This is a genomic window from Curtobacterium sp. MCBD17_023, from assembly GCF_003224415.1.
Lineage (GTDB): Bacteria > Actinomycetota > Actinomycetes > Actinomycetales > Microbacteriaceae > Curtobacterium.
On sequence record NZ_QKLJ01000003.1, the window covers coordinates 85,776 to 110,547 of the forward strand.

Annotated in this window: 23 protein-coding genes; 11 read left to right on the forward strand and 12 right to left on the reverse strand. The window is 71.8% G+C overall.

The annotated features are described in order from the left end of the window. Positions 1-65 precede the first annotated feature (65 nt). Positions 66-1,172 carry a hypothetical protein gene (locus DEI84_RS05155; protein ID WP_110889937.1) on the reverse strand — a complete coding sequence of 369 codons (1,107 nt, stop codon included), beginning with the start codon at positions 1,170-1,172 and terminating at the stop codon, positions 66-68. Between the two features lie 130 nt (positions 1,173-1,302). Between DEI84_RS05155 and DEI84_RS05160 the strand changes: the two genes are divergently transcribed. From DEI84_RS05160 to rfbD, 3 genes are all read left to right on the forward strand, one after another. Further along, the gene (locus DEI84_RS05160) at positions 1,303-2,244 is read left to right on the forward strand and encodes a glycosyltransferase family 2 protein (RefSeq protein WP_110889938.1); all 942 of its coding nucleotides are present in this window, start codon (positions 1,303-1,305) and stop codon (positions 2,242-2,244) included. A gap of 99 nt (positions 2,245-2,343) precedes the next feature. After that, positions 2,344-3,330, forward strand: coding sequence for a dTDP-glucose 4,6-dehydratase (gene rfbB, locus DEI84_RS05165; RefSeq protein ID WP_110889939.1), 987 nt, complete (start codon positions 2,344-2,346; stop codon positions 3,328-3,330). Then, on the forward strand, positions 3,327-4,178 hold the full coding sequence (gene rfbD / locus DEI84_RS05170) for a dTDP-4-dehydrorhamnose reductase (RefSeq protein WP_110889940.1): 852 nt from the start codon (positions 3,327-3,329) through the stop codon (positions 4,176-4,178). The genes rfbB and rfbD overlap by 4 nt, the downstream gene beginning before the upstream one ends. 69 nt (positions 4,179-4,247) lie before the next feature. On the opposite strand, the gene DEI84_RS16005 is transcribed toward rfbD, so the two are convergent. Both DEI84_RS16005 and DEI84_RS15920 read right to left on the reverse strand, forming a co-directional pair. Next, positions 4,248-5,153: a pentapeptide repeat-containing protein gene (locus DEI84_RS16005; RefSeq protein WP_110889941.1), complete on the reverse strand. Its 906-nt coding sequence runs from the start codon at positions 5,151-5,153 to the stop codon at positions 4,248-4,250. Next, a complete protein-coding gene (locus DEI84_RS15920; RefSeq protein WP_110889942.1) occupies positions 5,150-6,703 on the reverse strand; it encodes a hypothetical protein in 1,554 nt (517 codons plus the stop codon). Before DEI84_RS15920 ends, DEI84_RS16005 begins: the two co-directional genes overlap by 4 nt. Positions 6,704-6,834: 131 nt before the next feature. Here DEI84_RS15920 and DEI84_RS05185 point away from each other — a divergent pair, with 131 nt between their 5' ends. Next, the gene (locus tag DEI84_RS05185; RefSeq protein WP_110889943.1) at positions 6,835-7,977 is read left to right on the forward strand and encodes a glycosyltransferase family 1 protein; all 1,143 of its coding nucleotides are present in this window, start codon (positions 6,835-6,837) and stop codon (positions 7,975-7,977) included. A 100-nt stretch (positions 7,978-8,077) separates the two neighbouring features. Continuing rightward, positions 8,078-8,776: a PepSY domain-containing protein gene (locus DEI84_RS05190; RefSeq protein WP_110889944.1), complete on the forward strand. Its 699-nt coding sequence runs from the start codon at positions 8,078-8,080 to the stop codon at positions 8,774-8,776. Between the two features lie 190 nt (positions 8,777-8,966). Here the strand turns inward: DEI84_RS05190 and purE are convergent, their stop codons facing one another. Continuing rightward, entirely contained in the window at positions 8,967-9,476 is a 510-nt protein-coding gene (gene purE, locus DEI84_RS05195) for a 5-(carboxyamino)imidazole ribonucleotide mutase (protein WP_258368289.1), read from the reverse strand. 183 nt (positions 9,477-9,659) lie between these two features. Further along, positions 9,660-10,793, reverse strand: coding sequence for a 5-(carboxyamino)imidazole ribonucleotide synthase (locus DEI84_RS05200; RefSeq protein ID WP_110889945.1), 1,134 nt, complete (start codon positions 10,791-10,793; stop codon positions 9,660-9,662). Positions 10,794-10,926: 133 nt separating this feature from the next. On the opposite strand from DEI84_RS05200, the gene DEI84_RS05205 reads away from it, so the two are divergent. Both DEI84_RS05205 and DEI84_RS05210 read left to right on the forward strand, forming a co-directional pair. Next, positions 10,927-11,445, forward strand: coding sequence for a GtrA family protein (locus tag DEI84_RS05205; RefSeq protein ID WP_110889946.1), 519 nt, complete (start codon positions 10,927-10,929; stop codon positions 11,443-11,445). Positions 11,446-11,468: 23 nt separating this feature from the next. Continuing rightward, positions 11,469-13,055: a DUF2142 domain-containing protein gene (locus DEI84_RS05210; RefSeq protein ID WP_110889947.1), complete on the forward strand. Its 1,587-nt coding sequence runs from the start codon at positions 11,469-11,471 to the stop codon at positions 13,053-13,055. A gap of 79 nt (positions 13,056-13,134) precedes the next feature. On the opposite strand, the gene DEI84_RS05215 is transcribed toward DEI84_RS05210, so the two are convergent. Then, complete coding sequence (locus tag DEI84_RS05215; protein ID WP_181420360.1) at positions 13,135-14,148, reverse strand: lysylphosphatidylglycerol synthase domain-containing protein; 1,014 nt, start codon at positions 14,146-14,148, stop codon at positions 13,135-13,137. Between the two features lie 89 nt (positions 14,149-14,237). Here DEI84_RS05215 and DEI84_RS05220 point away from each other — a divergent pair, with 89 nt between their 5' ends. Both DEI84_RS05220 and DEI84_RS05225 read left to right on the forward strand, forming a co-directional pair. Then, positions 14,238-15,296, forward strand: coding sequence for a hypothetical protein (locus DEI84_RS05220; RefSeq protein ID WP_110889949.1), 1,059 nt, complete (start codon positions 14,238-14,240; stop codon positions 15,294-15,296). Continuing rightward, positions 15,293-16,495, forward strand: a complete 1,203-nt coding sequence (locus DEI84_RS05225) for a glycosyltransferase (RefSeq protein ID WP_110889950.1) — start codon at positions 15,293-15,295, stop codon at positions 16,493-16,495. The genes DEI84_RS05220 and DEI84_RS05225 overlap by 4 nt, the downstream gene beginning before the upstream one ends. 64 nt (positions 16,496-16,559) lie before the next feature. Here DEI84_RS05225 and DEI84_RS05230 read toward each other — a convergent pair whose 3' ends face one another. From DEI84_RS05230 to DEI84_RS05240, 3 genes are all read right to left on the reverse strand, one after another. Beyond that, complete coding sequence (locus DEI84_RS05230; RefSeq protein WP_110889951.1) at positions 16,560-17,867, reverse strand: UDP-glucose/GDP-mannose dehydrogenase family protein; 1,308 nt, start codon at positions 17,865-17,867, stop codon at positions 16,560-16,562. Positions 17,868-17,943: 76 nt separating this feature from the next. Next, positions 17,944-18,477, reverse strand: a complete 534-nt coding sequence (locus DEI84_RS05235) for a PH domain-containing protein (RefSeq protein ID WP_110889952.1) — start codon at positions 18,475-18,477, stop codon at positions 17,944-17,946. 4 nt (positions 18,478-18,481) lie between these two features. Further along, positions 18,482-19,327, reverse strand: coding sequence for a biotin--[acetyl-CoA-carboxylase] ligase (locus DEI84_RS05240; protein ID WP_110889953.1), 846 nt, complete (start codon positions 19,325-19,327; stop codon positions 18,482-18,484). Positions 19,328-19,401: 74 nt separating this feature from the next. Here DEI84_RS05240 and DEI84_RS05245 point away from each other — a divergent pair, with 74 nt between their 5' ends. Together DEI84_RS05245 and DEI84_RS05250 are read left to right on the forward strand one after the other, a co-directional pair. Next, positions 19,402-20,997, forward strand: a complete 1,596-nt coding sequence (locus tag DEI84_RS05245) for an acyl-CoA carboxylase subunit beta (protein WP_110889954.1) — start codon at positions 19,402-19,404, stop codon at positions 20,995-20,997. After that, positions 20,994-21,245, forward strand: coding sequence for an acyl-CoA carboxylase subunit epsilon (locus tag DEI84_RS05250; RefSeq protein ID WP_110889955.1), 252 nt, complete (start codon positions 20,994-20,996; stop codon positions 21,243-21,245). Before DEI84_RS05245 ends, DEI84_RS05250 begins: the two co-directional genes overlap by 4 nt. 452 nt (positions 21,246-21,697) lie before the next feature. On the opposite strand, the gene DEI84_RS05255 is transcribed toward DEI84_RS05250, so the two are convergent. Genes DEI84_RS05255 through DEI84_RS05265 form a run of 3 tightly spaced genes read right to left on the reverse strand, consistent with a single transcriptional unit; the run spans position 21,698 to position 24,765 of the window. Beyond that, positions 21,698-22,768 (reverse strand): hypothetical protein, encoded by a 1,071-nt coding sequence (locus DEI84_RS05255; RefSeq protein ID WP_110889956.1) that lies wholly within the window; start codon positions 22,766-22,768, stop codon positions 21,698-21,700. Beyond that, the gene (locus DEI84_RS05260) at positions 22,765-24,015 is read right to left on the reverse strand and encodes a sensor histidine kinase (RefSeq protein WP_110889957.1); all 1,251 of its coding nucleotides are present in this window, start codon (positions 24,013-24,015) and stop codon (positions 22,765-22,767) included. The genes DEI84_RS05255 and DEI84_RS05260 overlap by 4 nt, the downstream gene beginning before the upstream one ends. 24 nt (positions 24,016-24,039) lie before the next feature. Then, complete coding sequence (locus DEI84_RS05265; RefSeq protein ID WP_181419566.1) at positions 24,040-24,765, reverse strand: response regulator transcription factor; 726 nt, start codon at positions 24,763-24,765, stop codon at positions 24,040-24,042. Positions 24,766-24,772 lie beyond the last annotated feature (7 nt).

Here is a 24,772-nt window from a genome sequence, read left to right on the forward strand (position 1 = left end):
AGCAAGGGGCACGGCCGCCGCGGGGAGCGCCCCCGCACGCCGTGCGGACGCCTCACCCCACCGGCTCAGGACAGGCCGAGCGCAGCCCGCCAGGCCCGTTCGCCGGGCTGGTCGGCCCCGACCGTGCGCTCCGTCATGACGTACCGGCGAGCGCGCGCCACCCGGTCGTCGGCCTCGCGGAAGGCGGTGCGCAGGGCGTCCCGCCACGCCGCCGGGTCGTCGCCGGCGAGCAGGCCGCCGTGCCGGTCCGCGCCGCGGTAGGACGGCCGGTCGGACCCGACGAAGGGCAGCCCGAGCATCGTGTACTCGAGGAACTTGAGGTCGCTCTTCGCGTCGTTGAACCGGTCCCCGGTGAGCGGGGCGACCCCGGCGGACCAGCGTCCGGCGTGCGCGCGGAGGAACGCGACGAAGTCCGGGTAGTGGGTGGCGTCACCCGGCAACGGCAGGCGGTCGAACCAGGTCGCGTCGTCCCCGGTCACGCCCACGACCTCGAGCCGGACCGGACGGCCCTCGTCGTCCGTCGCCTCCGCGAAGACCGGGCGCAGCAGGTCCAGGTCGCCGCCGTGCGTGGCGCTCCCCATGTAGAGCACGCGACGGGTCCCGCCGGTGTCACGGGCGCGGACCCCGTCCGAGTCGGCGTCCCAGAGGCCGGGTTGTACACCGTTCGGCACGACCACGGCGTCGACGCCCTCCGCGGCGAGCACCCGCCGGAGCGGCTCGGTGGACACCACGACCGCATCGGCGGACCGCACCACGCGGTCGACGGCGGCGAGGCGGTCGGGGTCGTACTCGGCCTGCGCCAACCGGGCACGGGCCTCCGGGGTGAAGAAGTCGTCGTCGACCTCCGCGACGACCCGGGTGCCCTCCCGCGCCGCGCGGGCGAGGGCGGCGTCGAGCGCGGCGAGCGGGAACGCGTCGCGCTGCACCAGGAGCACGTCGAGGTGCGCGGTGTCGGAGCCGTCCGCCCAGCGCACCGGGTCCACCTGCGCGACCCGTGCAGCGCCGGAGGCGGCGAGAGCGGTCATCCTGCCGGTCACGCGGACGTGCGCGGAAGCGGGGTGCACGCCACCTGCGCCGTGCACGACGAAGCCGACGAGCGGCGGGGTCGGAGCGGACGGGGTCGGGGTGGTCCGCCCCAGGAGACGGGCGACGGTCGACCGGAGGGCTGCCATGGCCCCATCGTGGCACGCGGGCACATGAGGCTGCATAGACTTGGCAGTCTGTGCGCCCACGTAGGATGGTCGCCGACTTCCCACACCCGGATCACCGCGCCGGCCGACGACACCAGGGACCCACCGACTCGTGAAACTGTTCGTCCAGATCCCCTGCCTCAACGAGGAGCAGACGCTCCCCTCGGTCCTCGAGACGATCCCGACCTCGATCCCGGGCATCGACGAGATCGAGGTCCTGATCATCGACGACGGTTCGACCGACCGCACGGTCGAGGTCGCGAAGGCGCACGGCGTCCGGCACTTCGTCCGGCACACCACCAACATGGGCCTCGCACGCTCGTTCCGCGACGGCGTCGACTACGCGCTCCTGCACGGTGCGGACATCGTCGTGAACACCGACGGTGACAACCAGTACCCGCAGGCGCACATCACCGAGCTCGTGCAGCCGATCCTGCACGGCGAGGCAGACATCGTCATCGGCGACCGGCAGACCCGCACCATCGAGCACTTCTCCGGCTTCAAGAAGGCCATGCAGCAGTTCGGCTCCTGGGTCGCCAGCCGGGCCGCGGGACTCGACCTGCCGGATGCCGCGAGCGGGTTCCGCGCGTACTCGAAGTACTCGCTCATCCGGCTCAACATCGTCACGCGCTTCAGCTACTGCATGGAGACCATCGTCCAGGCGGGCTACAAGCGCCTGGCGATCGCCAGCATCCCGATCACGACCAACGCGAAGACCCGCGAGTCGCGGCTGTTCAAGAACATCTGGCAGCACATGTTCCAGTCCGGGTCGGCGATCGCCCGCGTGTACCTCATGTACCGCCCGATGGCCCTGTTCGCCTGGGTCAGCGCGGTCTTCGGCGTCGCCGGGCTCATCCCCTTCGTCCGGTACCTCGTGCTCCTCTGGACCGACAGCGGCGGCAACCACCTGCAGTCGCTCATCCTCGGCATGGTGCTGATGATCAGCGCCCTGCTCTCGATCACCATCGGTGTGGTCGCGGACCTGACCCGGTTGAACCGGACGCTCGCCGAGGAGCAGCTCGACCTGCAGAAACTCGCGCGGTACGGGGACTGAGCGCCTCCTCCCCGGCGGCACGCCTCCCCCACTAGACTGCTGGCCGACCGCCGTCGGCTCCTCCGCCGACGCCCATCGGCCACCGAAAAGGAAACCAGCGTGAAGATCCTCGTCACCGGAGGGGCCGGCTTCATCGGCTCCAACTTCGTCCGTCGGACCCTGGAGGACGCCTACCCGGGTCTCGAAGGCGCCGAGGTCGTCGTCTACGACGCCCTGACCTACTCGGGCAACCTCGAGAACCTGGCCCCGGTGGCCGACTCCCCCCGCTACACCTTCGTGCAGGGCGACATCCGCGACGCCGCGAAGCTCGACGAGGTCGTCCCGACGGTCGACGCCATCGTGCACTTCGCCGCCGAGTCGCACGTCGACCGCTCGGTCCGCGACTCCGGGATCTTCGTCGAGACGAACGTCGTCGGCACCCAGCGCCTGCTCGACGCGGCCCTGCGCCACGGCACCGAGCGCTTCGTGCACGTCTCGACCGACGAGGTCTACGGCTCGATCAGCGAGGGCTCCTGGGCCGAGGACCGTCCGCTCGAGCCGAACTCGCCGTACTCGGCGTCGAAGGCCGGCAGCGACCTCCTCGCCCGCAGCTACCACCGCACGCACGGGCTGGACCTGTCGATCACGCGCTGCTCGAACAACTACGGTCCGTACCACTTCCCCGAGAAGGTCATCCCGCTCTTCGTCACGAACCTCATCGACGACCGGCACGTGCCGCTCTACGGCGAGGGCGACAACATCCGTGACTGGCTGCACGTCGACGACCACACGCGCGGCATCGCGATGGTCCTGACCCGCGGTCGTGCCGGCGAGATCTACAACATCGGCGGCGGCACCGAACTGACCAACAAGGAGCTCACGCAGCTCCTCCTCGACGCCACCGGCAAGGACTGGTCGTACGTCGACCGCGTCGCCGACCGTCTCGGGCACGACCTGCGCTACTCGGTCGACATCTCGAAGATCCAGGCCGAGCTCGGCTACGAGCCGCAGGTGCCGTTCGAGCAGGGTCTGGCCGACGTGGTGCAGTGGTACCGCGACAACCGCGCCTGGTGGGAGCCGCTCAAGGAGCGCGCGGCCATCGCATGACCCGGTACCTGATCACCGGGGCGGCCGGCATGCTCGGCCAGGACCTGCAGCAGGCCCTCGCCGGTCGTGACGTCACCGCACTGTCCCGCGCCCACCTCGACATCACCGACCAGGACGCGGTGGCCGCCGCCGTCGCCGGACACGACGTCGTCGTCAACGCCGCCGCGTACACCAAGGTCGACGACGCCGAGTCGCACGAGGACGACGCCTTCGCCGTGAACGCGCGGGGGCCGGCGGTGCTCGCCACCGCCGCCGTCGCAGCCGGTGCCCGGCTGGTCCAGGTGTCGACGGACTACGTGTTCGACGGGACCGGCACCTCGCCGTACGCCGAGGACGAACCGACGCGGCCGATCGGTGCGTACGGACGGACGAAGGCCGCCGGCGAGGACGCGGTCCGCGCGATCGCCCCGGACTCGTCGTACATCGTGCGCGCGGCCTGGCTGTACGGGGCGGGCGGCCCGAACTTCGCGAAGACGATGGTCCGACTCGCCGCATCGCACGACACGGTGAGCGTCGTGACGGACCAGGTCGGCCAGCCCACCTGGACCGGAGACCTCGCGCGGCAGATCGTCGCGATGCTCGACGTGGAGGCCCCGGCCGGCGTCTACCACGGGACGAACAGCGGGCAGGCGTCATGGTTCGACTTCACCCGGGCGATCTTCGCCGGGACCGGGCTCGATCCGGAGCGCGTGCTCCCGACGGACAGCGCCGCCTTCGTGCGCCCGGCACCCCGACCGGCGTACAGCGTGCTCGGTCACGATGCCTGGACCGCCGTCGGCATCGCGCCGCTCCGCGACTGGCGTGACGCGCTGGACGCGGCGATCGCAGCAGGGGTCCTCGCAGCCTGAGACGGGCCTCGCCCGGACCGACGACGACGGCCGACCACCGCATCCGCGGGATCGGCCGTCGTCGTCCGGTCAGCGCGTCACGGTGAAGGTGATCGTCGAGCGGACCTGTCGGCCGTTGTCCGCGATGAACTCGAGCGTCCGCGTGCCGACGGCGCGCGCGGTGGGCTCGCCGACGATCCGCTGGGTCTCCGGGTCCCACTGCAGCCCGGCCGGGAGCGACTTCGAGAACGCCGTCAACACGGTCGGGAACGGACTCTCCGCGTGGAGCTGCACGGATGCGGGGCGACCGACCCGGAGCGAGACCTGCTCGGGTGCGGTGATCACCGGCGGCCGCTTGACCTCGACGGTCCGGCCGTAGGACAGGGTGTTGTCGTAGCGCGCATCGGTGCTCAGCCGGCACGTCACGACGGTCTGCCCCGGGTAGTACAGCCCCTCGAGCTCGCGGCAGGTGTTGTTCGTGATCCCGGGCTGGTTGCCGGCAGTCAGGGTCACGAGCACCGGGTCGTCGTCCTCCACCCAGCGGGAGTACTGCGACGACGCGAGCACGGTGTCCTCGACGACCATGCCGGAGATCCCGGCGTTCGTGAAGTCGGTGGCGCCGAGCGACGCGCCGGTCAGGTCCGCCTGGGAGAGGTCGGAGTCGGACAGGTCGGCCCGCCGGAGATCCGCGCCGCGCAGGTCAGCGCCGTAGAGGATCGCTCCGCTCAGGTCGGCGCCACGCAGGTCGGCACCGTGCAGGTCGGCGAGCCGGAGGTCAGCCCCGGCGAGGTCGGCGTCCACGAGGTCGAGCCCGGCGCACTCGGCGTGCGATCCGACCGAGGCGCCCGGGACGATCGTGCACCCGGCGACCGTGGTCGGTGCGGGCCCGGCCGACACGTACTCGTACCCGACGGCCACGACGAGCAGGACCAGTACGGCCGTGCCGACGGACCATCGACGGCGGCGGTACCACGGTGTCGTCTGCGTGCTCATCATCGGACCCCCGTCAGGAAGTGCGGCAGGACCCGCTGCGCCAGCGGCGTGTACCAGCTCGGGTCGTGGGCGTACGCCGCGAAGGCGAACGGACCCGCGTAGGTCGCGGCGACCACCACGGCGATGACCACGGCTGGCAGCGCGAGTGCTCGGCGCCATCCGGGCGGCAGCGTGCGCCACAGGGCGATCACCGACACGATCGCGAACGCGACGAGCAGCGGGTACACGGGCAGGATGTACCGGCCGGCGAAGGCGTACTGGTTGTCGAGCCGCAGGAAGGTACGCAGGTTGAAGAAGAACATCGCGACGAGGTAGGTCGACGTGACCACGGTGCCCCAGACGAACGCCCGTGTCCGGAGCAGGGTGCGCATGGTCAGCAGCATGGCGACGACCGCGATGATCAGGACGACGCCACCGACCACCTGGACGCCCGTCACGACCTGCCATTCGGTGTCGCGACCGCGGTAGAAGAACATCGTCTGGAAGTAGGAGCTGACCCAGTCGCCGATGAAGCGGAACAGGTCGAACTGGTCCGGCGGGGTGCCGTGCAGGATCGCGACGTCGTGCGCCCGTTCGGCCATGTAGTTGCGGCGGTAGATGTCGAACGACAGGCACTGCTGGTGCGTGTGCACCTTCACGCACGCGGGGTTGAACTGGCCGTAGCGCAGCAGGTTGCCGCCGGTGCGTTCGATCATGATCGCGGCGGTGACGGCGAGGAAGAGCGCCCACAGCGACGACACCACCGGGCGGAGACGGAAGGCAGCACCGAGTCGCCGGACCGGGTGCGCGTACGCCTGCAGACCGTCACGCTGCATGACGAGGACGACAGCGACGACGAGGGCCACGATCACGAAGGGCACGAACGTGTACTTGACGATGATCGCCGCGATGCCGAACGTGACGGCACGGACGAGGTGCCCCCAGTGCCGGTCCGACGAACGGATCATCCGGGCACACCAGTACAGGCACAGGAAGAACAGGGTGTTCGCCGGGGTGTCGTAGGTCACGCCGGCGCTCTGCCACTCGTAGCGCCCGGTCAGTGCGACCACGATGACCGCCAGTGCGCCGATGGACGCAGAGAAGCCCATCACGCGGAACAGCCGGTGGATGACGACCAGGCCGAGTGCGCCGATCACGACGTTGACGGCCCGCAGCATCACGACGATGACGGTGTACGGCGCCCCGAGGTCGATCAGGGGCTTCACCGGGAAGCTCATCACGTAGTAGTAGACGTAGCTCGGGAAGCGCTCGATCTCACCCATCGTCAACAGGTGCGGCGCGGCATCGGTGATGATCGGCCCGGCGGTCCAGCTGCGTCCGGCGTAGAAGAGGATGTTGGCGATGTGTCGCCCCTCGTCCGGGGCGATCGTGCCGGCGTACGGCACGTGCCCGACCCCGTCCACGACCGGCATGTGCACGGCCACGGACAGGAACGCGCCGACGACGACGAACACGATCAGTGTGACCCGGAGCGTCCACGGGTGTTCGAGCACGACGATGACGCGTCGCGGGTCTGCGATGCGGCGCAGCGCGTCGTTCCTCACGGTGGTCAAGGCTTCCCCTCGTCGATTGCCGCACAAGCCTAGCGCGCGAGGATCGCTCACCGGGCACGGTCGGCGCCTCTCCCGGCGGCCCTGGTAGTGTCTGGGCCGCTGTCCGACCCCGCGATCCGAAGAGGAGCTCCATGACGACACTCCGCGTGATCGTGGACCAGGTGATCTCCCCGGTCCCGGGCGGTGTCGGACGCTACGCGGAGGAACTCACCCGCCAACTCGTCGAGACCGCGCCGGACGGGTGCGACGTCGAGGGCATCGTGTCGGCGGCGTCGCCGTCGGAGATGCAGCGTTTGCGGACCCTGTTCCCCGGGATCGCCGGCATCGACCGCCTGGCGCTCCCCCGCCGCGAGCTCTCGCTCGCGTGGCAGCTCGGGATGGCCCGCGGAGCGTCGCACGGCATGGTGCACGCGCCGAGCGTGCTGGCGCCCCTCGTCCGGCACGACCGGACACGTGACCTCGGGAACCAGATCGTCGTCACCGTGCACGACACCGTGCCGTGGTCGCACCCGGAGACCCTGACGCCGCGCGGGGTGCACTTCCACAAGGCGATGGTGAAGCGCGCCTTCCGCCACGCCGACGCCGTCGTCGTCCCGACGCACGCCGTCGCCGAGGACCTCAACCGGATCCACCGCTTCGACGACCGCATCCGGGTCATCGGCGGCGCGCCGAGCAGCAGACTCCGGGTCCCGGTGGACGCCGCCGTCCGCGCTGAGCGGCTCGGCCTGCCGGATCGCTACGTCCTCGCGGTCGGCACGCTGGAGCCCCGGAAGGGCCTGGACCACCTCATCCGGGCGATGGCCCACCCCGAGGCGCCCACCGACGTACCCCTCGTCATCGCCGGACCCGACGGCTGGGGCGACGTGGACGTGGTCGAGACGGCCGAGCGCGCCGGTCTGTCCGCCGACCGGGTCAAGATCCTCGGCCGGATCGACGACGCCGACCTCGCCACCGTGTACGACCGCGCGACGGTGTTCGTGTTCCCGAGCCTCGCCGAGGGCTTCGGCCTCCCCGTGGTCGAGGCGATGAGCTTCGGCACCCCGGTCATCCACTCCGACGACCCGGCGGTCCGGGAAGTCGCCTCCGACGCCGGCGTGACGGTCGAGCGCATGCCGCTCGACTCCTACCCGACGCGCCTGGCTCAGGCGGTCTACCAGGTCGTGAACGACCGCCTCCTGGCCGAGAAGCTCGCCGTCGTCGGACCGGACCGAGCCCGGATGTTCGACTGGCGGGACTCGGCACTCGAGACCTGGCAGCTGCACGCCGACCTCTGACGGCCCGGGTCACCAGCGCCGGTCACGGCTCGGCATCGATGCGGTGAACCGCCCGTGTCGTCGTCGGGTGTGCGCCGGGTGGCCTGTCAGGATCGGACCCATGTCGCGTCGTCTCCGTCCGGTCAGCACCGCCTCGATCCTCCTGGTCGCCGTGACGGCGACCGTGCTCACCGGTTGTTCGGGTGGTGGTACCCCCGACCCGACCCCCTCGGCCTCACACCACCGGACGGCCTCCCCGACCCCGACCCGGAGCGCCGCTCCGTCGTCACCTGCGTCGTCGCCCTCGTCGACGTCCGCCCCGGCGGTCCCGTCCGCCGGACCGTCGGCCGGGGCCGATGACGGCACCGGCACCGGGACGGGGAACGGCAGCGGCGTCGACGACCCCGAGACCGTCGACTTCGCCGCGGTCTCGGCGCAGGGTGTCGCCGCAGCCGGCGGTGGCACGGTCATCTCGCTCGCCGGCTCGGGCGACAACTGGACCGTGCTCGTCGCGGGTCCGGACGGCTCCCGCACGCAGTCCGTCGTCTCGGCGACGCTCGGTCGGGTGACCTCGGGTCCGTTCCCGAGGGACAGCGACGCGCCCACCAAGGCGGCAGACGCGGCGCGCGCCACCGCGGCCACGGTCGACGCCGCAGCCGCGGTCAGCACCGCCACGAACACCGTGTCCGGCAGCAGGCTGGTGTCCGCCGAGCTCGGCGGTCCGGAGTCGGCGCCGGTGTGGACGGTCCTGGTGACCGTGGACGGCGCGCAGCGCACGGTCACCGTCGACGCCCGCACGGGCGCGGCCACCGCGAGCTGACGGCACCAGCTGGCACGGTGCCAGCTGGCACAGTGCCTGTCGGTGCAGTGCCGGTCGACACAGTGCCGGTCGGCAGGTCGTGGGACGGCGGCTCAGCGCCACGTGGGACCCAGGAAGCCGCAGACTCAGCACTCCACGCGTCACCGCCGCGCACGGCGCAGCTCGACCGACCCGTCGCGCTGCGTCCGCGTCAGAGCTGCTCGCGGAGCGCTTCCGCCTTGCGTTCGACCATCTCGACGAGCCCGTCCGCGTGGTCGGCCAGTCGAGCCGCGACGACGGGGTCGGAGCTCCCGATGACCCGGGCGGCGAAGAGTCCGGCGTTCGCGGCTCCGTTGATCGCCATTGTCGCGACCGGGATGCCTGCGGGCATCTGCACGATCGACAGGAGCGAGTCGATCCCGTCGAGGCGGGCGAGCTGCACCGGCACGCCGACGACCGGGAGCGTGGTCATCGACGCCACCATGCCCGGCAGGTGCGCAGCTCCCCCCGCACCGGCGATGACGACGCGGATCCCGCGCCCTGCGGCGGCACGGGCGAACCGCACCATCTTGTCCGGGGTGCGGTGCGCCGAGACGACGTCCGCCTCGAACGCGATGCCGAGTTCGGTCAGGACGTCGGCAGCGGCCCGCATCGTCGGCCAGTCCGAGTCGGACCCCATGATGATCGAGACGAGCGGAGCGGTGGCGGTGGTGTCGGTCACGCAGGAGAGCCTAACCGGCGCGCGCACGCGAGCCGCGGGTGGACGCCTGCGGGCCGCACGCCGTGCCGGGGCCGCCACCAGGCGTCCTGGAGGCCCGGCCCACGTCGCGGACGTGGCCGACGTCGTCGAGGCGGCCCACACCTCCAGGACGGCCCCCGAGAACGCTCGTCGGCCGACCCGGCGTCAGTCGAAGTGGGCCGCCGCCGCCCGCGCTCGGTAGACGACGTCGTCGACGTCGGCTCCGGTCACCGTCACGTGCCCGATCTTCCGACCGGGCCGCGGGGCCTTGCCGTACAGGTGGTACTTGGCCTCCGGGAAGGCGGCGAGCGCGGACGGGTACCGCCCGGCCAGGTCACCGTCGGCCGGCCCACCGAGCAGGTTGACCATCACCGCTGCGGGCGCGTGCATGCCGGTGGCGCCGAGGGGCAGGTCGAGTACGGCGCGCAGGTGCTGCTCGAACTGGCTCGTCGTGGCACCGTCGATGGACCAGTGACCGGTGTTGTGCGGACGCATCGCGAGCTCGTTGACCAGGATGCGCTCGTCGGCGGTCTCGAACAGTTCGACGGCCAGGACACCCGTCACGCCGAGCTCCTCGGCGATGCGCACTGCCAGGGACTCGGCCTGGTCGGCGATGCGTCCGGCGCTGCCGGGGGCGGGCGCGATGACCTCGGCGCAGACGCCGTTCCGCTGGACGCTCTCGACGAGCGGCCAGGCGACGACCTCTCCGGAGGGGCGCCGGGCGACGGACTGCGCGAGCTCCCGGGTGAACGGCACGAGCTCTTCGACCAGGAGGGCCTGGTCGCCGCCGGCCTCGGCGACGGCGACGAACCAGTCGTCGACGTCGGACGGGTCGTCGACGACACGGACGCCCTTGCCGTCGTAGCCGCCGCGTGCGGTCTTCACCACGGCACGACCACCGTGGTCGGCCAGGAACGTGCGGAGCTCGTCGGCGTCGTGCACGGCCGCCCACTCGGGGACGGGCAACCCGAGTTCCGTCAGGCGGGTGCGCATGAGGATCTTGTCCTGCGCGACCGCGAGGGGCTCGGGTCCCGGGTGCACGGGGACGCCGGCGCCGACGAGCGCGCGCAGCACGTCCTGCGGGACGTGCTCGTGGTCGAACGTGACCACGTCGACGTCCTGTGCGAACGCCAGCACCGTCTCGGCGTCGTGGTAGTCCCCCTCGGCCGTGGCGGCGATCGCCGCCGACATGCCGGGACCTTCGGCGAGGACGCGGATGTCGATGCCGAGCTCCACGGCCGCCGGCACCATCATCCGAGCGAGCTGGCCTCCGCCGACGACTCCGACCCGCAACGCCATGGGAGCTTCCTTCCTCGGTCCGCAGCCATCGACTCGGACCCGCTCGACTACAATCCTGCGAGGCCGATCGTCGATCCGCCCGTTGCCGACCACCAGACCGGCAGCGACAACTCTACGGAATCCTGGAGACCACGTGCGGCGCCTCATCGCCCAGCTCGCCCGCTTCGGCATCGTCGGCGCGGTCGGTTTCGTCGTCGACTTCTCCGTCTTCAACCTGCTGCGGGCGACGGTGTTCGCACCGGACGAGGTGCACTCCGGACCCTTCTGGGCGAAGGTCGTGTCCACGGTCGTCGCGATCTCCGTGAACTGGATCGGCAACCGGTACTGGACGTTCCGTCACCAGCGCCGCTCCGTCGCCGCGAAGGAAGGCGTCGAGTTCGTCATCGTCTCCCTTGGCGGCATGGTCATCTCGCTCGGTTGCCTCGCCGTCTCCCACTACGTGCTGCACTTCACCTCTGCGCTCGCGGACAACGTCTCCGGCAACGTCATCGGCCTGGCGCTCGGCACTGCCTTCCGGTTCTGGCTCTACAAGACGTGGGTGTACCACCCCGACCGGGCCGACCGGGTCGACCGTCTCGATGCTGCCGACGGTGTGGCCGCGCTCCGCGACGACGAGCCCGCCCAGCACGGGACCCACGCGCGCGGGGCGTGACCCCGCTCCCGTAGGATCGTCGGATGGCGACGGGAACGGAACCGCACTCAGCACCGATGCCCGACGTCGAGTCAGCGCACCCCCCGGTCGCCGCGTGGGAGCGGATCGCCGTCGTCGTGGTGACCGCCACTTTCGGCCTCTGGTTGATCCTCTGGACGGTCGTCGTCCCCGCGTTCCAGGCGCCCGACGAGACAGCCCACTTCGATTCCGCCGTGCACCTGGCGGTCGGTGACCCCTGGGCCGCCCCCGGCGACCTCCGCGTCCTGAACGCCGTCCAGGCCGCCGCCGCGCAGCAGGGCTCGGTCTCGCGCGACCATTGGTCGACCATGACCGAACTGCTCGCCGGCGCCCCCGGGACGTCCGACACGGTCGATCAGATGACGCAGCACCCGCCGACCGTGTACGCGGCAGGAGCAGTCGTCCTCCGCGCGGTGCACTTCGGCGATCTCCGGTGGGACCATGCGGTGCTCGCACTCCGCGTTGCCGACGCCGTCGCGGTGACGCCGCTCGCAGCACTCGCCTGGGCCACGGTCCGCCGCCTCACGCGGTCCCCGCGCGCCGGCCTCGTCGGAGCCCTGGCGCTCTTCGCGACACCCGAGCTGGCTTCCATCGGCGCCTCCGTCTCGAACGACGCCCCCGTCCTGCTGGTGGCGGGCGTCGTCGTCTGGCTCGTCACGCGCCTGCTGACCGGCGACCTCCGGTGGCGGACCACCGTCGCGCTCGGGCTCACCCTCAGCGTGTTGGTGTGGCTGAAGGGCACTGGTCTGCCCGCCGTCCCGTTCGTCGGCATCGCGGTCCTGGTGGCCGGCACCGGGACGCTCCGGCTCGGGCAACGCTGCCTCCGGACCGTGGTCACGCTCGGCATCTGCGCGACCCTCGGCTCCTGGTGGTGGGTGCACAACCTCGTCACCACCGGCCGGATCCAGCCGAACGGGTACACCGCGATGCGCCCGCCCGCCGACTTCCCGTCCGGAGGGGGTCCGTCCCTCACACACTTCCTCGACGTCAGCTGGGGCACCCTCACCCGGACGTTCTGGGGCAGCCCCGGCATCAAAGCGCAGGTGAGCATCGGCGACCTCTTCACCGCCGTCCTGACGATCGTGGTGCTCGTGGTGGTCGTCGCGTTCGCCTTCCGTCGCGGACCGCTGCTCCGCCCGGTCGTCGTGCTGGCGGTGTTCCCCGCGCTCCTCATCGTCGTGCAGACCGCGACGAGCGCCCGCGCGTACCTCACCACCACCGAGGTCGCCGCGACCCAGGGCCGCTACTACTTCCCCGCTGTGCTGTGCCTCGTCGCGATCAGCGCGGTCGCCTGGCGCCGGGTCTTCCCGCGTGGCCGTCGGGTGGTCGCCGTGGTCGTGGCGATCGTCGCGCCGGCCATCGGGCTGTACGGCGTCGCGGTCGCCGGGAACTGGTTCTGGAATGCCGCGCACCCGCTGCCGTCCGGCACCGCCGTCGAGCGGTACCGGGAACTCGGCCCCGTGCCGCCGGGCCTGGTGGCTGCGGTGCTCGTCCTCGTCGTCGTGGGGCTCGTGGTCTCGGCCATCGCGGTGGCTCGCGCTCCACACCCGTCGCCCAGAGGAGCGGTGGAGCCGGTGCGCGGTTCCGCCTGAGCCGACGGCACGCAGCTCCGGCCAGTACCGGTCTGGGCCCCGGCCGATCCGATCCGCTCGGGTCGGTCCTGGAGGCTCGTCAGGCCTTCGTCGCGTCGGCGTTCGTCGGCGAGGTCGTCACCGCTGCGCGCTTGCCGCGCCCGAACCACGTCGGCACGGCGGTCGTCAGCAGGAAGAGCGCGTCCACGGCGAGGCTCCAGATGCGCGTCACGACCACGACGATCAGCGCGACCGGCCCGGGCATGACGAGGGCGAGCAACAGCCCCTGCACGCCCTCCCGGACCCCCAGACCGCCGGGCGCGAACACGGCGAGCATGCTGATCGCCGACGCCATGCTCGCCGCACCGATGACGAACGCCGCGTCCTGCACCCGCAGCGACGGGTACACCGCGAGCGAGATGAAGTAGTAGCCGGTCCCCGAGATGACCGCGCCGAGGACGTACAGCCCGGCACCGACGACGACGGTGCCGAGCGCGGGCTTGACGTCGTCCTCCAGCGGGCGCCGTCGGAGGATCCGGAGGGCGAACCCGATCAGGGCGACGAACACCCGCGGAACCAGGCAGATGACGCACACCACGAAGGCCGCGATCATCAGCACGATGATCCACGGATCGAGCGCGTGCGTCCGGGGGTCGATCAGCAGCAGCACGAGGGCGAGTGCCAGGGTCGCCGCGATCTGCAACGCTCCCTCGAGCAAGCCGCTGACCCCGAGACGGGCCTTGGAGACACCGTGCTGGGAGGCGAAGTAGACCTTGCCGATGATCCAGGTCGCAGCGCCGGGGATGTAGCGCCCCATCCACGACTTGGCGTACACGTGGGTCAGGGTCACGCCGCTGCCACGGAGGTTCTCCGCACCCAGGCGGCGCAGCAGGAAGAACCAGATGCCGACGCCCCAGTAGCGGAAGCCGAGGCTGATGACCGTGGCGACGGCCACCCACCACCAGTTCCACTCGACGCCGGCGAGCTGGCCCCAGTCGACGCTCCGGACGTACAGGAAGAGGAAGCCGGCGAGGGCCACGTAGAAGACGATCGGTACGGCCCGTCGGAGGACGCGACGGCCGCGGCCGCCCGTTCCTGACTCTGTCTGCTCCACAACACCCTCCACGATGACGCCCCAGTGTACGAGACGCGCGGGCGCGGGCAGTTCGATCTGGGCGTCAGCCTGCAGTAGCATCCACCGAGATGGCCACCACGTACAGTTTCTACGGCATTCTCGATGTCAACCTCCAGACCGAGCACCGCGGTTGGCGCCGCTACTTCGACAACGAGTACGCGCGCATAGCGAAGCCCAGCGCCGACGCACCGAGGGCGACCCTCACCGTCGACGTCCGCATCGAGGAGAAGGCGCCCAGCCGCGAGCCGGGTGACGTCCGCGGTACGGAGCGGTTCAAGGGGCTGTTCAAGTTCTCCTACGTGATCCGTGGACTCGACACGGACCACGTCACGATCTGGTTCCGCAGCCACTGGCTCGACCGGGTCTACATGAACGCGATCGGCGTGTACCTGCAGGCCCAGGTGCTCGAGCCGATCATCTACGCGAAGCTGCTCGAGCGCGACGTCCTGCTGATGCACGCCGGCGGTGTCGCGTCCGACACCAAGGGCTTCCTGCTCCCGGCCTACGGCGGGACCGGCAAGACGACGCTGAGCATGTCGCTGATGGCGGCGGGCTACAAGCTGCTCGGTGACGACCTGCAGTTCGTCGACCTGACGAGCGGGATCGTGCACCCCTACCCGCGACCGCTGCACATCTTCACGTACAACGTGCAGAACCTCGTCGGCGCGAAGGTGCCGCTGAAGTACTCCTCCGCGGTGTACGCCAAGAACGTGCTGCGCTGGGTGCTCGAACGCCTCCTGCACCGCGAGTTCCTCATCTCGACGCGGATCCATGCCGACGAGCTCTACCCGGGCGAGGTCTTCGCGAAGGCGGTGCCGTACACGGCGGTCGGGTTCCTCCGGAAGACCGGCCCCGGCGTCGAGTCCGTCGACATCACCGACGACAACGTCGACGAACTGGCCGACGGCATCGCGGCGTCCGCGGACCTCAACGACAGCCTCGCGGCGATCCTGCACGGTGACCCGCGACTGACCGCGATGATCGAGCGTGAGCACCGGGTCCTCGTGGCTCTGCTCCGCCAGTTCGACCGTCTGCTCTACGTCAACACGCGGCAGATGGACCTCTCGAACCCGGACGAGCTGATCCGACAGCTCGAGGCGGGCACCCTGCGGTCGAGCGACAGATGACCCGGGCTGCCGGGTCCGGTCGGCCGCGCCTGCTCGTGCTCGCCTCGACGTTCCCGTCGCACCCCGACGACGGCGTCCCCGCGTTCGTGCTCGACCTCGCGCGACAGGAGGCCGTCGAGTTCGACACCGCCGTGCTCACGCCGCGCGTCGCGGGTGCCGCGCGCACCGAGACCGTCGACGGCGTCCGGGTCCGCCGGTTCGCCTACTTCCCGCGACGGTTCGAGGACCTGGCGGACGGCGCGATCCTCGACAACCTCAAGGCCGACCGGAAGCGTGTCCTGCAGGTCCCGGCGCTCGTGGCCGCGCAGTGGCTCGCCGTCCGTCGTGCCGTCCGCGCCGGGAAGCCCGACGTCATCCACGCGCACTGGGCGATCCCGCAGGCCTTCGTCGCGGCGCTCGCGGCCCCGGGCGTCCCCCTCGTCGTGACGACCCACGGCGGGGACGTCTACGCGCTGCGTGCCGCTCCGCTGGTGCGGCTCAAGCAGTGGGTGTTCGGGCGCTCCGCCCACGTCACGACGGTCAACGACGAGATGCGCGAGCGTCTGACGGAGTGGGGCGTGCCGGAGGACCGGTCGAGCGTGATCCCGATGGGCGTCGACCTCGGACCGGCCCGCGCCGCCCGCGAGCAGGCGACCCGCCGACCGGGGCACGTGGTGGCGGTCGGTCGTCTCGTCGAGAAGAAGGGCTTCGGGAACCTCATCGAGGCCCTCCGGGGCGTCGAGGACGTCCCGTGGTCGCTCACCGTCGTCGGCGACGGTCCGTGGCGGGAGCGCCTGGAACGGCAGGCCGCCGGTCTGCCGGTGACCTTCCTCGGGCAGCGCGGCAAGTCGGAGGTGCTCGCCACGCTCGCATCGGCGACCGTGGTCGCACTGCCCTCCGTCGCCGCCGCGAACGGCGACCAGGAGGGACTGCCGGTGACGCTGCTCGAGGCCGCCGCGGTCGGGGCCGCGATCGTCGCGAGCGACCTGCCCGGCATCCGTGAGGTCGTCCGGGACGACCGGTCCGGGCTGCTCGTGGCCCCCGGCGACGTCGACGCCCTGCGGGCCGCGCTCGTTCGGGAGTTGACCGACGACGAGGCACGGACGCGCCACGGGGCAGGCGCTGCCGCTGCCGCCGCCGAGTACGCGACGGTGCGGATCGGCGCACGCTACCGCGACGTGCTCCGCTCGGCGCTCCGCGGCGGTCGGCGCTCCGGCTGACCCGGACGTCCTCGGCTGCAGGGCCACCCGACGGTGGTCCCGCAGCCGGTGACCGGTGCTGCGGTCAGCGCCCCATGCCGCGGTAGGTGAAGCCGGCGGCGCGCCAGGCCTCGCGGTCCAGGCAGTTCCGACCGTCGACGACGACCGGCGAGGACACGAGGGCCGCCACCGCCGTCGGGTCGAGTTCGCGGAACTCGTTCCACTCGGTCAGCACGAGCACCAGGTCGGCACCGGTGAGGGCGTCCTCGGCGGTCTCGGCGTAGTCGAGCTCGGGGTGCACGCGGCGTGCGGTGACCACGGCCTCCGGGTCGTACGAGGCGACCGTCGCCCCGAGGTCGCGCAGGCGCGCGGCGATGTCGAGGGCCGGCGAGTCGCGGACGTCGTCGGAGTTCGGCTTGAACGCGAGGCCGAGGACCGCGATCCGCTTGCCCGCGACGGCACCGCCGAGCAGCTCCTGCGCGAGCTCGACGACGTGCGCGCGACGACGGAGGTTCGTGGCGTCGACGTCGGCCAGGAACGCCAGCGACTCGCCGACCCCGAGCTCGTCGGCCCGGGCCTGGAACGCACGGATGTCCTTCGGCAGGCACCCACCGCCGAAGCCGAGGCCGGCGTTCAGGAACTTGCGGCCGATGCGGGCGTCGTGTCCGATGGCGTCGGCGAGCGCCGTGACGTCCGCGCCGACGACCTCGGCGATCTCGGCCATCGAGTTGATGAAGGAGATCTTCGTCGCGAGGAACGCGTTCGCGCTGATCTTCACGAGCTCCGCGGTCGCCAGGTCGACGACCAGGCGCGGGGTGCCGTCGGCGAGGGCCGTGGCGTAGACCTCGTCGAGCGCGGCGACCGCGCGCTGGCCGTCCTCGCCCTCCGGGACGCCGTACACGAAGCGGTCCGGCGTGATGGTGTCCTGCACGGCGAAGCCCTCCCGGAGGAACTCGGGGTTCCAGACGAGCGTGGCACCGGGGACGGCCGCGGTCAGGTCGGCGCCGAGTCGGGCGGCCGTGCCGACGGGGACCGTGGACTTGCCGACGACGAACTCGCCGGCGGAGACGAACGGCGTGAGCGAGGCCATCGCCGCGTCCACGTAGCGGAGGTCGGCGGCGCCGGTCGGGCCCTGCGGGGTGCCGACGGCGAGGAAGTGCACCTGTGCCCCGGCCACCTCGGCCATGTCGGTGGTGAACCGGATGCGCCCGGACGCGATCGCTTCGCCGAGGATCTCGGGCAGTCCCGGCTCGAAGAACGGTGCCTCACCGGCGGCGAGCCGTTCGATCTTCTCCGGGTCGACGTCGACGGCGACGACGTCGTGTCCGAGCTTGGCCATGGAGGCGGCATGCACGGCACCGAGGTAGCCGCAGCCGATGACAGAGATACGCACGCCACGACGCTACCGGTTCCCGGGCCGATCCACGTGACGGTGGTCCGCGCGGCCGGCCACCCGACCCACGGAGCACTCACGCGTCGCGCGGTGCGGTGCCCCTGACGATGTCGTCCCAGTCCGGTTCCCGGTGCCGACGACGGGCTTCGTGCGCCTCGACGAGGTCGTGCAGCACCGCGACCACGAGGTCGGCGTGCGGGACGTCGGCGAGTACGAGCGCGGGGTCGTCCCCCGGGAACACGAGCACGTCCCCGGACCGGAACAGGCCCTGCGCACCACGGCGTCGCACGGTCACGTCGTACCCGCGGGAGTGCAGGAGCTCGCGTCTCGTGCGCGTCCCGAGACCCTGCACGACGACGAGTCGCCTCGTGGTGACGACGTACCGCTGCGACAGCCAGCGCAGGAGCGGGACGACCCCGCCGAGCACGACGAGCGCGAGGGCCACCACGGCGACCACCACGTTCAGCCAGGCCAGCTCAGCCCGGAACACCCCGAAGCCGAACCCGCCGGCGGCGGCTGCGAGCACCACCGTCACCGCCGGACGGACGAGCCGTCGGGCGTGCGGTCGGAGCCGCGCCACGACCAGCTCGGGCGGCGGTTCGTCGGTCATGCCGTCATGCATAGCGCAGGTGGGTGACGTCCCCCACCGCGACGCCCCTGGGCACGCCGCTCCGGTCCCGGATCGTGATGCGCCCGTCGTCGTCGACACCGGTGGCGTCCGCCTCGACCGTCGAGCCGTCGGGCAACTCGAGCCGCACCCGCTGGCCGACGGTCCCGCAGACCGCCCGCACGTGGGAGCGGACCGCCTCGGCCGCCGCCCCGCCGGCGGCGAGCCCCGACACCGCGTCCTGGAGGCCCGTCCAGAGGTCCGCCAGGACCGTGTCGGCGAGCACTGCGGCCGGCTCGGTCGCGCCGGCGACCAGCAGGGAGGTCGCCGTCGGGGTGGGCAGGGCCTCCACCGGGATCGTCGTGTTCACGCCGACGCCGACGACGACGGACCCGTCGGACGCCACCTGGCAGAGGACGCCGGACACCTTGCGGCCGTCGACGAGGACGTCGTTCGGCCACTTCACCAGGACCCGCTGCCCGGTCGACCGCCCCGGCTCATCCGGCTGCCCCTGCTCCGGTGCCCGGGCGGCGAGGACCCCGGCGACCGCGTCCCGCACCGCGGCGCCGGCCACGAGCGGCAACCACCCGCGGTCGCGGGGTTCGAGTCCCGCCCGCACGAGCACGCTCGCGGCGAGGGTCTGCCCTGCCGGTGCCACCCAGGAGCGGTCGAGTCGGCCCCGCCCCGCGGTCTGGTCGAGCGTGACGACGACACTGCCGTCCGCGAGGCCCGGTGCGTCACGGAGCAGGTCGGCGTTCGTCGAGCCTGTCGTCGCATGCACCACGAACGCCGCTCCGGCCGCTTCGACGAGGGCACGGGCACGGGGGAACGAGGGCGCGACCGGTGTGGACATGCACGCAAACCTACGGCGCGGAACCGTGGGGGTCCTCCAACGGGTGCGGTCGGGACCGCCGGTAGGGTGAGCGGGTGACCACAGGAGACACCCCCGATCTCTCGACGACCGCCGGCCGTCTGGCCGACCTCCGCGACCGGTACCACGAAGCCGTGACCGCCGCTGGCGAGACCGCGATCGCGAAGCAGCACGCCAAGGGCAAGATGACCGCCAGGGAGCGCATCGCGCAGCTCCTCGACGAGAACTCCTTCGTCGAGCTCGACGAGTTCGTCCGCCACCGCACCTTCGCGTTCGGGATGGAGTCGAAGCGCCCCTACGGGGACGCGGTCGTCACCGGACACGGCACGATCCACGGCCGTCAGGTCGCGGTCTACGCGCAGGACTTCACCGTCTTCGGCGGCTCCCTCGGCGAGGTCGCCGGCGAGAAGATCGTCAAGGTGATGGAGCACGCCCTGAAGACCGGCGTGCCGATCATCGGCATCCTCGACTCCGGCGGCGCCCGCATCCAGGAGGGTGTGGTCGCGCTCGGCAAGTACGGCGAGATCTTCCGGCTCAACACCGCGGCCTCCGGGGTCATCCCGCAGATCTCCATCGTGATGGGGCCCGCGGCCGGCGGAGCGGTCTACTCCCCCGCCCTCACCGACTTCGTGATCATGGTCGACAAGACGAGCCACATGTTCGTCACCGGGCCGGACGTCATCAAGACCGTCACGGGCGAGGACGTCGGCTTCGAGGAGCTCGGCGGCGCCCAGACGCACAACGCCGTCTCCGGTGTCGCGCACTACCTGGCCGAGGACGAGACCGACGCGCTCGACTACGCGCGGTCGCTCATCGGGTTCCTGCCGGACAACAACCTGTCGGACCCGCCGAGCTACGACGTCGCACCGGAACTCGAGACGACCGACGCCGACCGCGAGCTCGACGTCGTCATCCCCGACTCGACGAACCAGCCCTACGACGTCACCACGATCATCGAGCACGTCGTCGACGACGGCGAGTTCCTCGAGGTGCAGCCCCTCTTCGCGCCGAACATCATGATCGGCTTCGGCCGCGTCGAGGGTCGTACCGTCGGCATCATCGCGAACCAGCCCCAGGCCATGGCCGGCACGCTGAACATCGACGCCGGCGAGAAGGCCGCGCGCTTCGTCCGCTTCTGCGACGCGTTCGGGATCCCGATCCTCACCCTCGTCGACGTGCCCGGCTACCTGCCCGGCACCGACCAGGAGTGGACCGGCGTGATCCGTCGTGGCGCGAAGTTGCTCTACGCGTACGCCGAGGCGACCGTGCCGCTCGTCACGGTCATCACCCGCAAGGCCTACGGTGGCGCCTACATCGTCATGGGCTCGAAGCAGCTCGGTGCCGACATCAACCTCGCGTGGCCGACCGCCGAGATCGCCGTCATGGGCGGTCAGGGCGCGGTGAACATCCTGTACCGCAGCGAGATCAAGCGGGCGGAGGAGGCCGGCGAGGACGTCGCCGCGGTCCGGACGAAGCTCGCGAACGAGTACACCTACAACGTCGCGTCGCCGTACCTGGCCGCCGAGCGTGGTGAGCTCGACGGCATCATCCAGCCGCACGCCACCCGGGTCTCGGTCATCAAGGCGCTCCGGGCGTTGCGCGGCAAGCGCGCGACCCTGCCGCCGAAGAAGCACGGGAACATCCCGCTGTGACCCCGCGTCATGCTGCCGCCGTCCCCGCTGACGCCCCCGCGTCGGTCGCGGACGTCCGGGTCGTCGCAGGTGACCCGACGCCGGAAGAGCTCGCCGCCGTCATCGCGGTGCTGCAACGCCAGGCCGACGAGGCCGCGGCCGCTGGGCGCGCTCGCGCCGAGGACTCGCCGCGGTCGGGGTGGGACGCCTCCGCTCGGGGCATGCGCGTCCCTCTCCACCAGGGCACGTGGAGTCGGTCACTCCGCTGACCCGCGTGTACCCCGATCGCAGCCGGTCGACAGCTGTTGCCCAGGTGGGCGTCGCGTCGGGGTCGGCGGCGGCGACACACCGTTCCGTCTCCCCTCACTCGGGGGACGTGTAAGCCGCCGATCCGCGCAGATCCGCACGATTGTCCCCCGAAATGACGACTGACACCCCGCGGCGGTGCGGGCAGGATTGTCCCTGTTCGGTGTTCTTCGATGAAGTGCATCGGCGGTCGGTGGCCGACTAGGGTACGAAGCCACCACCGTGACGAGTCAGGGCGATATTCGGGTTGTCGCTCTGCCTCGGGTCGCGAACGGGCCGGTCGGTAGCTCCGACCGGCCCGTTCCCGTCTCCGGCACCCCGTGCAGCAGTGCGGGCGCGCCTGCGGCAGTGCTGCGCCCGCGGTAGTGCGGCCCCGCACCTGCGGCAGTGCCGACACGAGCCCGCGGCGGTACGGCTACGCGCCGCTCGCGGTCGCCGGCGCCGCCCGCGGGATCTCCAGCCAGAGCGCCACCGAGTCGTCGTCCTCGTCGTCGTCCTCGTCCGCCGCGCCCAGGGCCGCCGACTCGCTCTCCGCCGCGTCGAGACGCAGCCCGACAACCGTCACGGCTTCGTCGGCACCGTCCGGGACGGTCCGCACGATCACGTTGTCCGCCTGGGCAGCGAACGCACGCCGCAGTGCGTCCGCGAGTTCGGCGTGCACGCGTGCCAGCTCGGTCGCGTCGAGGTCGTCGAGACCGCCGTCGTCGTGCAGTTGGACGACCGCGCCCCGGCGACGGAGGCGCATCACCTCGCCCCGGACGTCGTCGGACAGCAGGGAGCGTCCACGGATCTCGTCCCGGATCGCCTGCTCGAGGTGCAGGCTCTCCGCGCGCTCGTCCGCGTCGAGGTCGCCGCAGGTGTCGATGATGCGCTGCAGCATCGGCAGCGCCATCCGGGTGGTCTGCCCGAGGCGCACCTGCCGCTCCGACACGTGCGCGTCCTGCGCCGCCTGCCAGTCGACCGTCTCTTGCTCGGCCCGGACGAAGTCCCGGGTGATCCGGTTGGCGTGGTTCATCGCGATCGCGAACCCGGTCGCCACCGACAGCCAGATGACGCTGCCGAGTGCGCCGAGCTCGCCGAGCGCACCGGGCCCGGCCCACGCGACCGAGTGCACGGTGCAGAAAAGCACCCCGGCCCAGGCGAACGGGCCACGCTGCCGGACGGCGAGCACGACCATTAGCGTGCCGACCGCCGCGATCCACCACGTCGAGTAGGTCGGTGCGACGCTGAGGTCGACCGCCGGCGCACAGACGACGGGCATGACGATCGCGGTGGCGAGCGCGAAGCACGCGACCCACACCGGCAACACCGGACCGCGCACGAACAGCGCGAGTGCGGTGGCCGCGGCGTAGAGGACCATGCACGACACGACACGGGCAGCGTCGGCGGGGTCGGTGGGCAGCGTGGACACGGCGAGCACCAGGTGCACGAGCGAGAACAACGCAGCCAGCCCGGTGGCGCTGCCGGCCGTGACCGACGCCCTCACCGGAGGCCCTCCGTCCCGAGGGCCGGCTGCGGCGCGGGCCACCGGAGCACGACACGCGTCCCGGACCCCGGCGCCGACAGCACCTCGGCGACGCCGTCTGCCGCCGCCATCCGCTCGATGATCGACCGCCGGACGCCGAGTCGCGCGGCGGGGACCGTCCGCTGGTCGAACCCGGCACCGTCGTCGGCCACCTCGACCCGCACCCTGCCGTCCGCGGCGTCGATCGTCACCCACCGGTGCGCGTCCGTTCCCGCATGCTGGACGCTGTTGACCGCTGCCTGCAGTGCGGCGGACGCGAGGGCGTCGGCGGCGGAGGTCGGCACGGCGGGTCCGTCGGACGGGACGCTGCGCACCTCGACGGGAGCGGCGAGCGTGGTCACCGAGGTGACGATCCGGTCCCGGAGCGCGGAGAACGGCACCGCCGGGTCCTCCCCCGGACCGTCCGCGGCCGCGGCGGCGAGGTGGTCGATCGCGTTGCGTGCCATCCGGGCCGCGAGCGTCTTCGCCTCGGGCGTGTCCGCCCGGGCTGCGGACAGCAGGGTCGTGAGCACGCTGTCGTGCACGATCGCGTCGACCTGGACGCGCTCGACCTCGGTGGCGTGCTCGCGGATCGCCCGCGAGTAGCGGCGCACCGCGGTCGCCTGGGCGACGTCCACGGCCGCGGCGGCCCGACGCAACACCACGATGAGCACGAGCGCCGCGGTGCCGAGGACGGCGGTGTACACGCCGTCGAGCAGCGCGCGCTGGAGGCCGACCGCCCCACCCGCCGGCGACAACCGCAGCACGATGTACACGATCGGGACGAGCGCGTTGTAGACCGCCGCCCGCCAGGTGGCGAAGCTGAGGGACGCGGCGATGGTGCCGACGTTGCAGAGCCACCACGGCCACGGGATCTCGGCCGCCGAGAGCGGTTCACGGACGGTCAGCGGGAAGGTCACCAGCGCGACGAAGAACAGCAGCGCGCAGAGGATCTGCGCGGGCTGCGCCCACCGCTGCGCGAACGCCGACGCGCCGACCGCCAGGAGCGACAGCCCGACCACGATGGTCGTCGCCGGCGCCCAGAACGCATCGAGCAACGGCAGCTGCTTGAACAGCGACGGTGTGTTCACCGCGCCGAACCCGATCGCCGCGATCGCCATGAGGATCGTGAACGCCCGGTCCAGGGACGCCTGCGTGATCGTGGCGCGCACGGACCGGGACGGGTCCGCCATGGTGGACGTCGACGTGACGACCGCCTCGGCCGTCACGAGGACCGCCGGGCGCAGACGTCGTCAGCGGCCATCGCCGTCGGGGTCGATGCCGGAGTCGAGCCCCGGCAGGATCCCGTCCTCCACCGCACGACGGAGCAGGTCGACCTTGGTCGGGGCCGGACGGCCGACCTCGACGTACTTCACGCGGATGCGGTCGAGGTACTCCCGCGCGGTCGAGTACCCGATGCCGAGCTGCTGGGCCGCGAGCTTGAGCGGCAGCCCCGATGCGTACAGGTGCAGGATCTCCCGCTCACGTCGGCCGAGCTGCGCCTTCGCGAAGTCCCGGTCGGCGTCGATCGCGCTCGCCCACTCGAGGTTGTTGAGGACGTCGCCACGAGCGACGGTCGCCACGGCCGCCATCACGGTCTTCGTGGCGGAGGACTTCGGGATGACGCCGGCGGCCCCTGCCGCCAGTGCCTCGCGCACGTTCGCAACGCGGTCGGCGATGCTGTGCACGAGGACGGCGGAGCCGGTGCCCTGCACGCCCTTGACGTTCTCGGTCACCGTCGAGCCGTCACCGAGCGACAGGTCGAGGACGACGACGTCGACCTCGCGTCCGCCGAGCTGTGCGATGTACTCCGGGACGCTCGCGGCGGTGAGGACCACCTCGAACCCCTCGTTCTGGCAGGCGGCCTGGATGCCCAGTCGGACCGACTCGTGGTCGTCCACGACGGCGACCCGGACCGGTCGTGTCCCGAGACCGGCAGTCCCTGTCGTGCCGGTCGATGTGCTGGTGGTGTCTCCCACGGTTGCC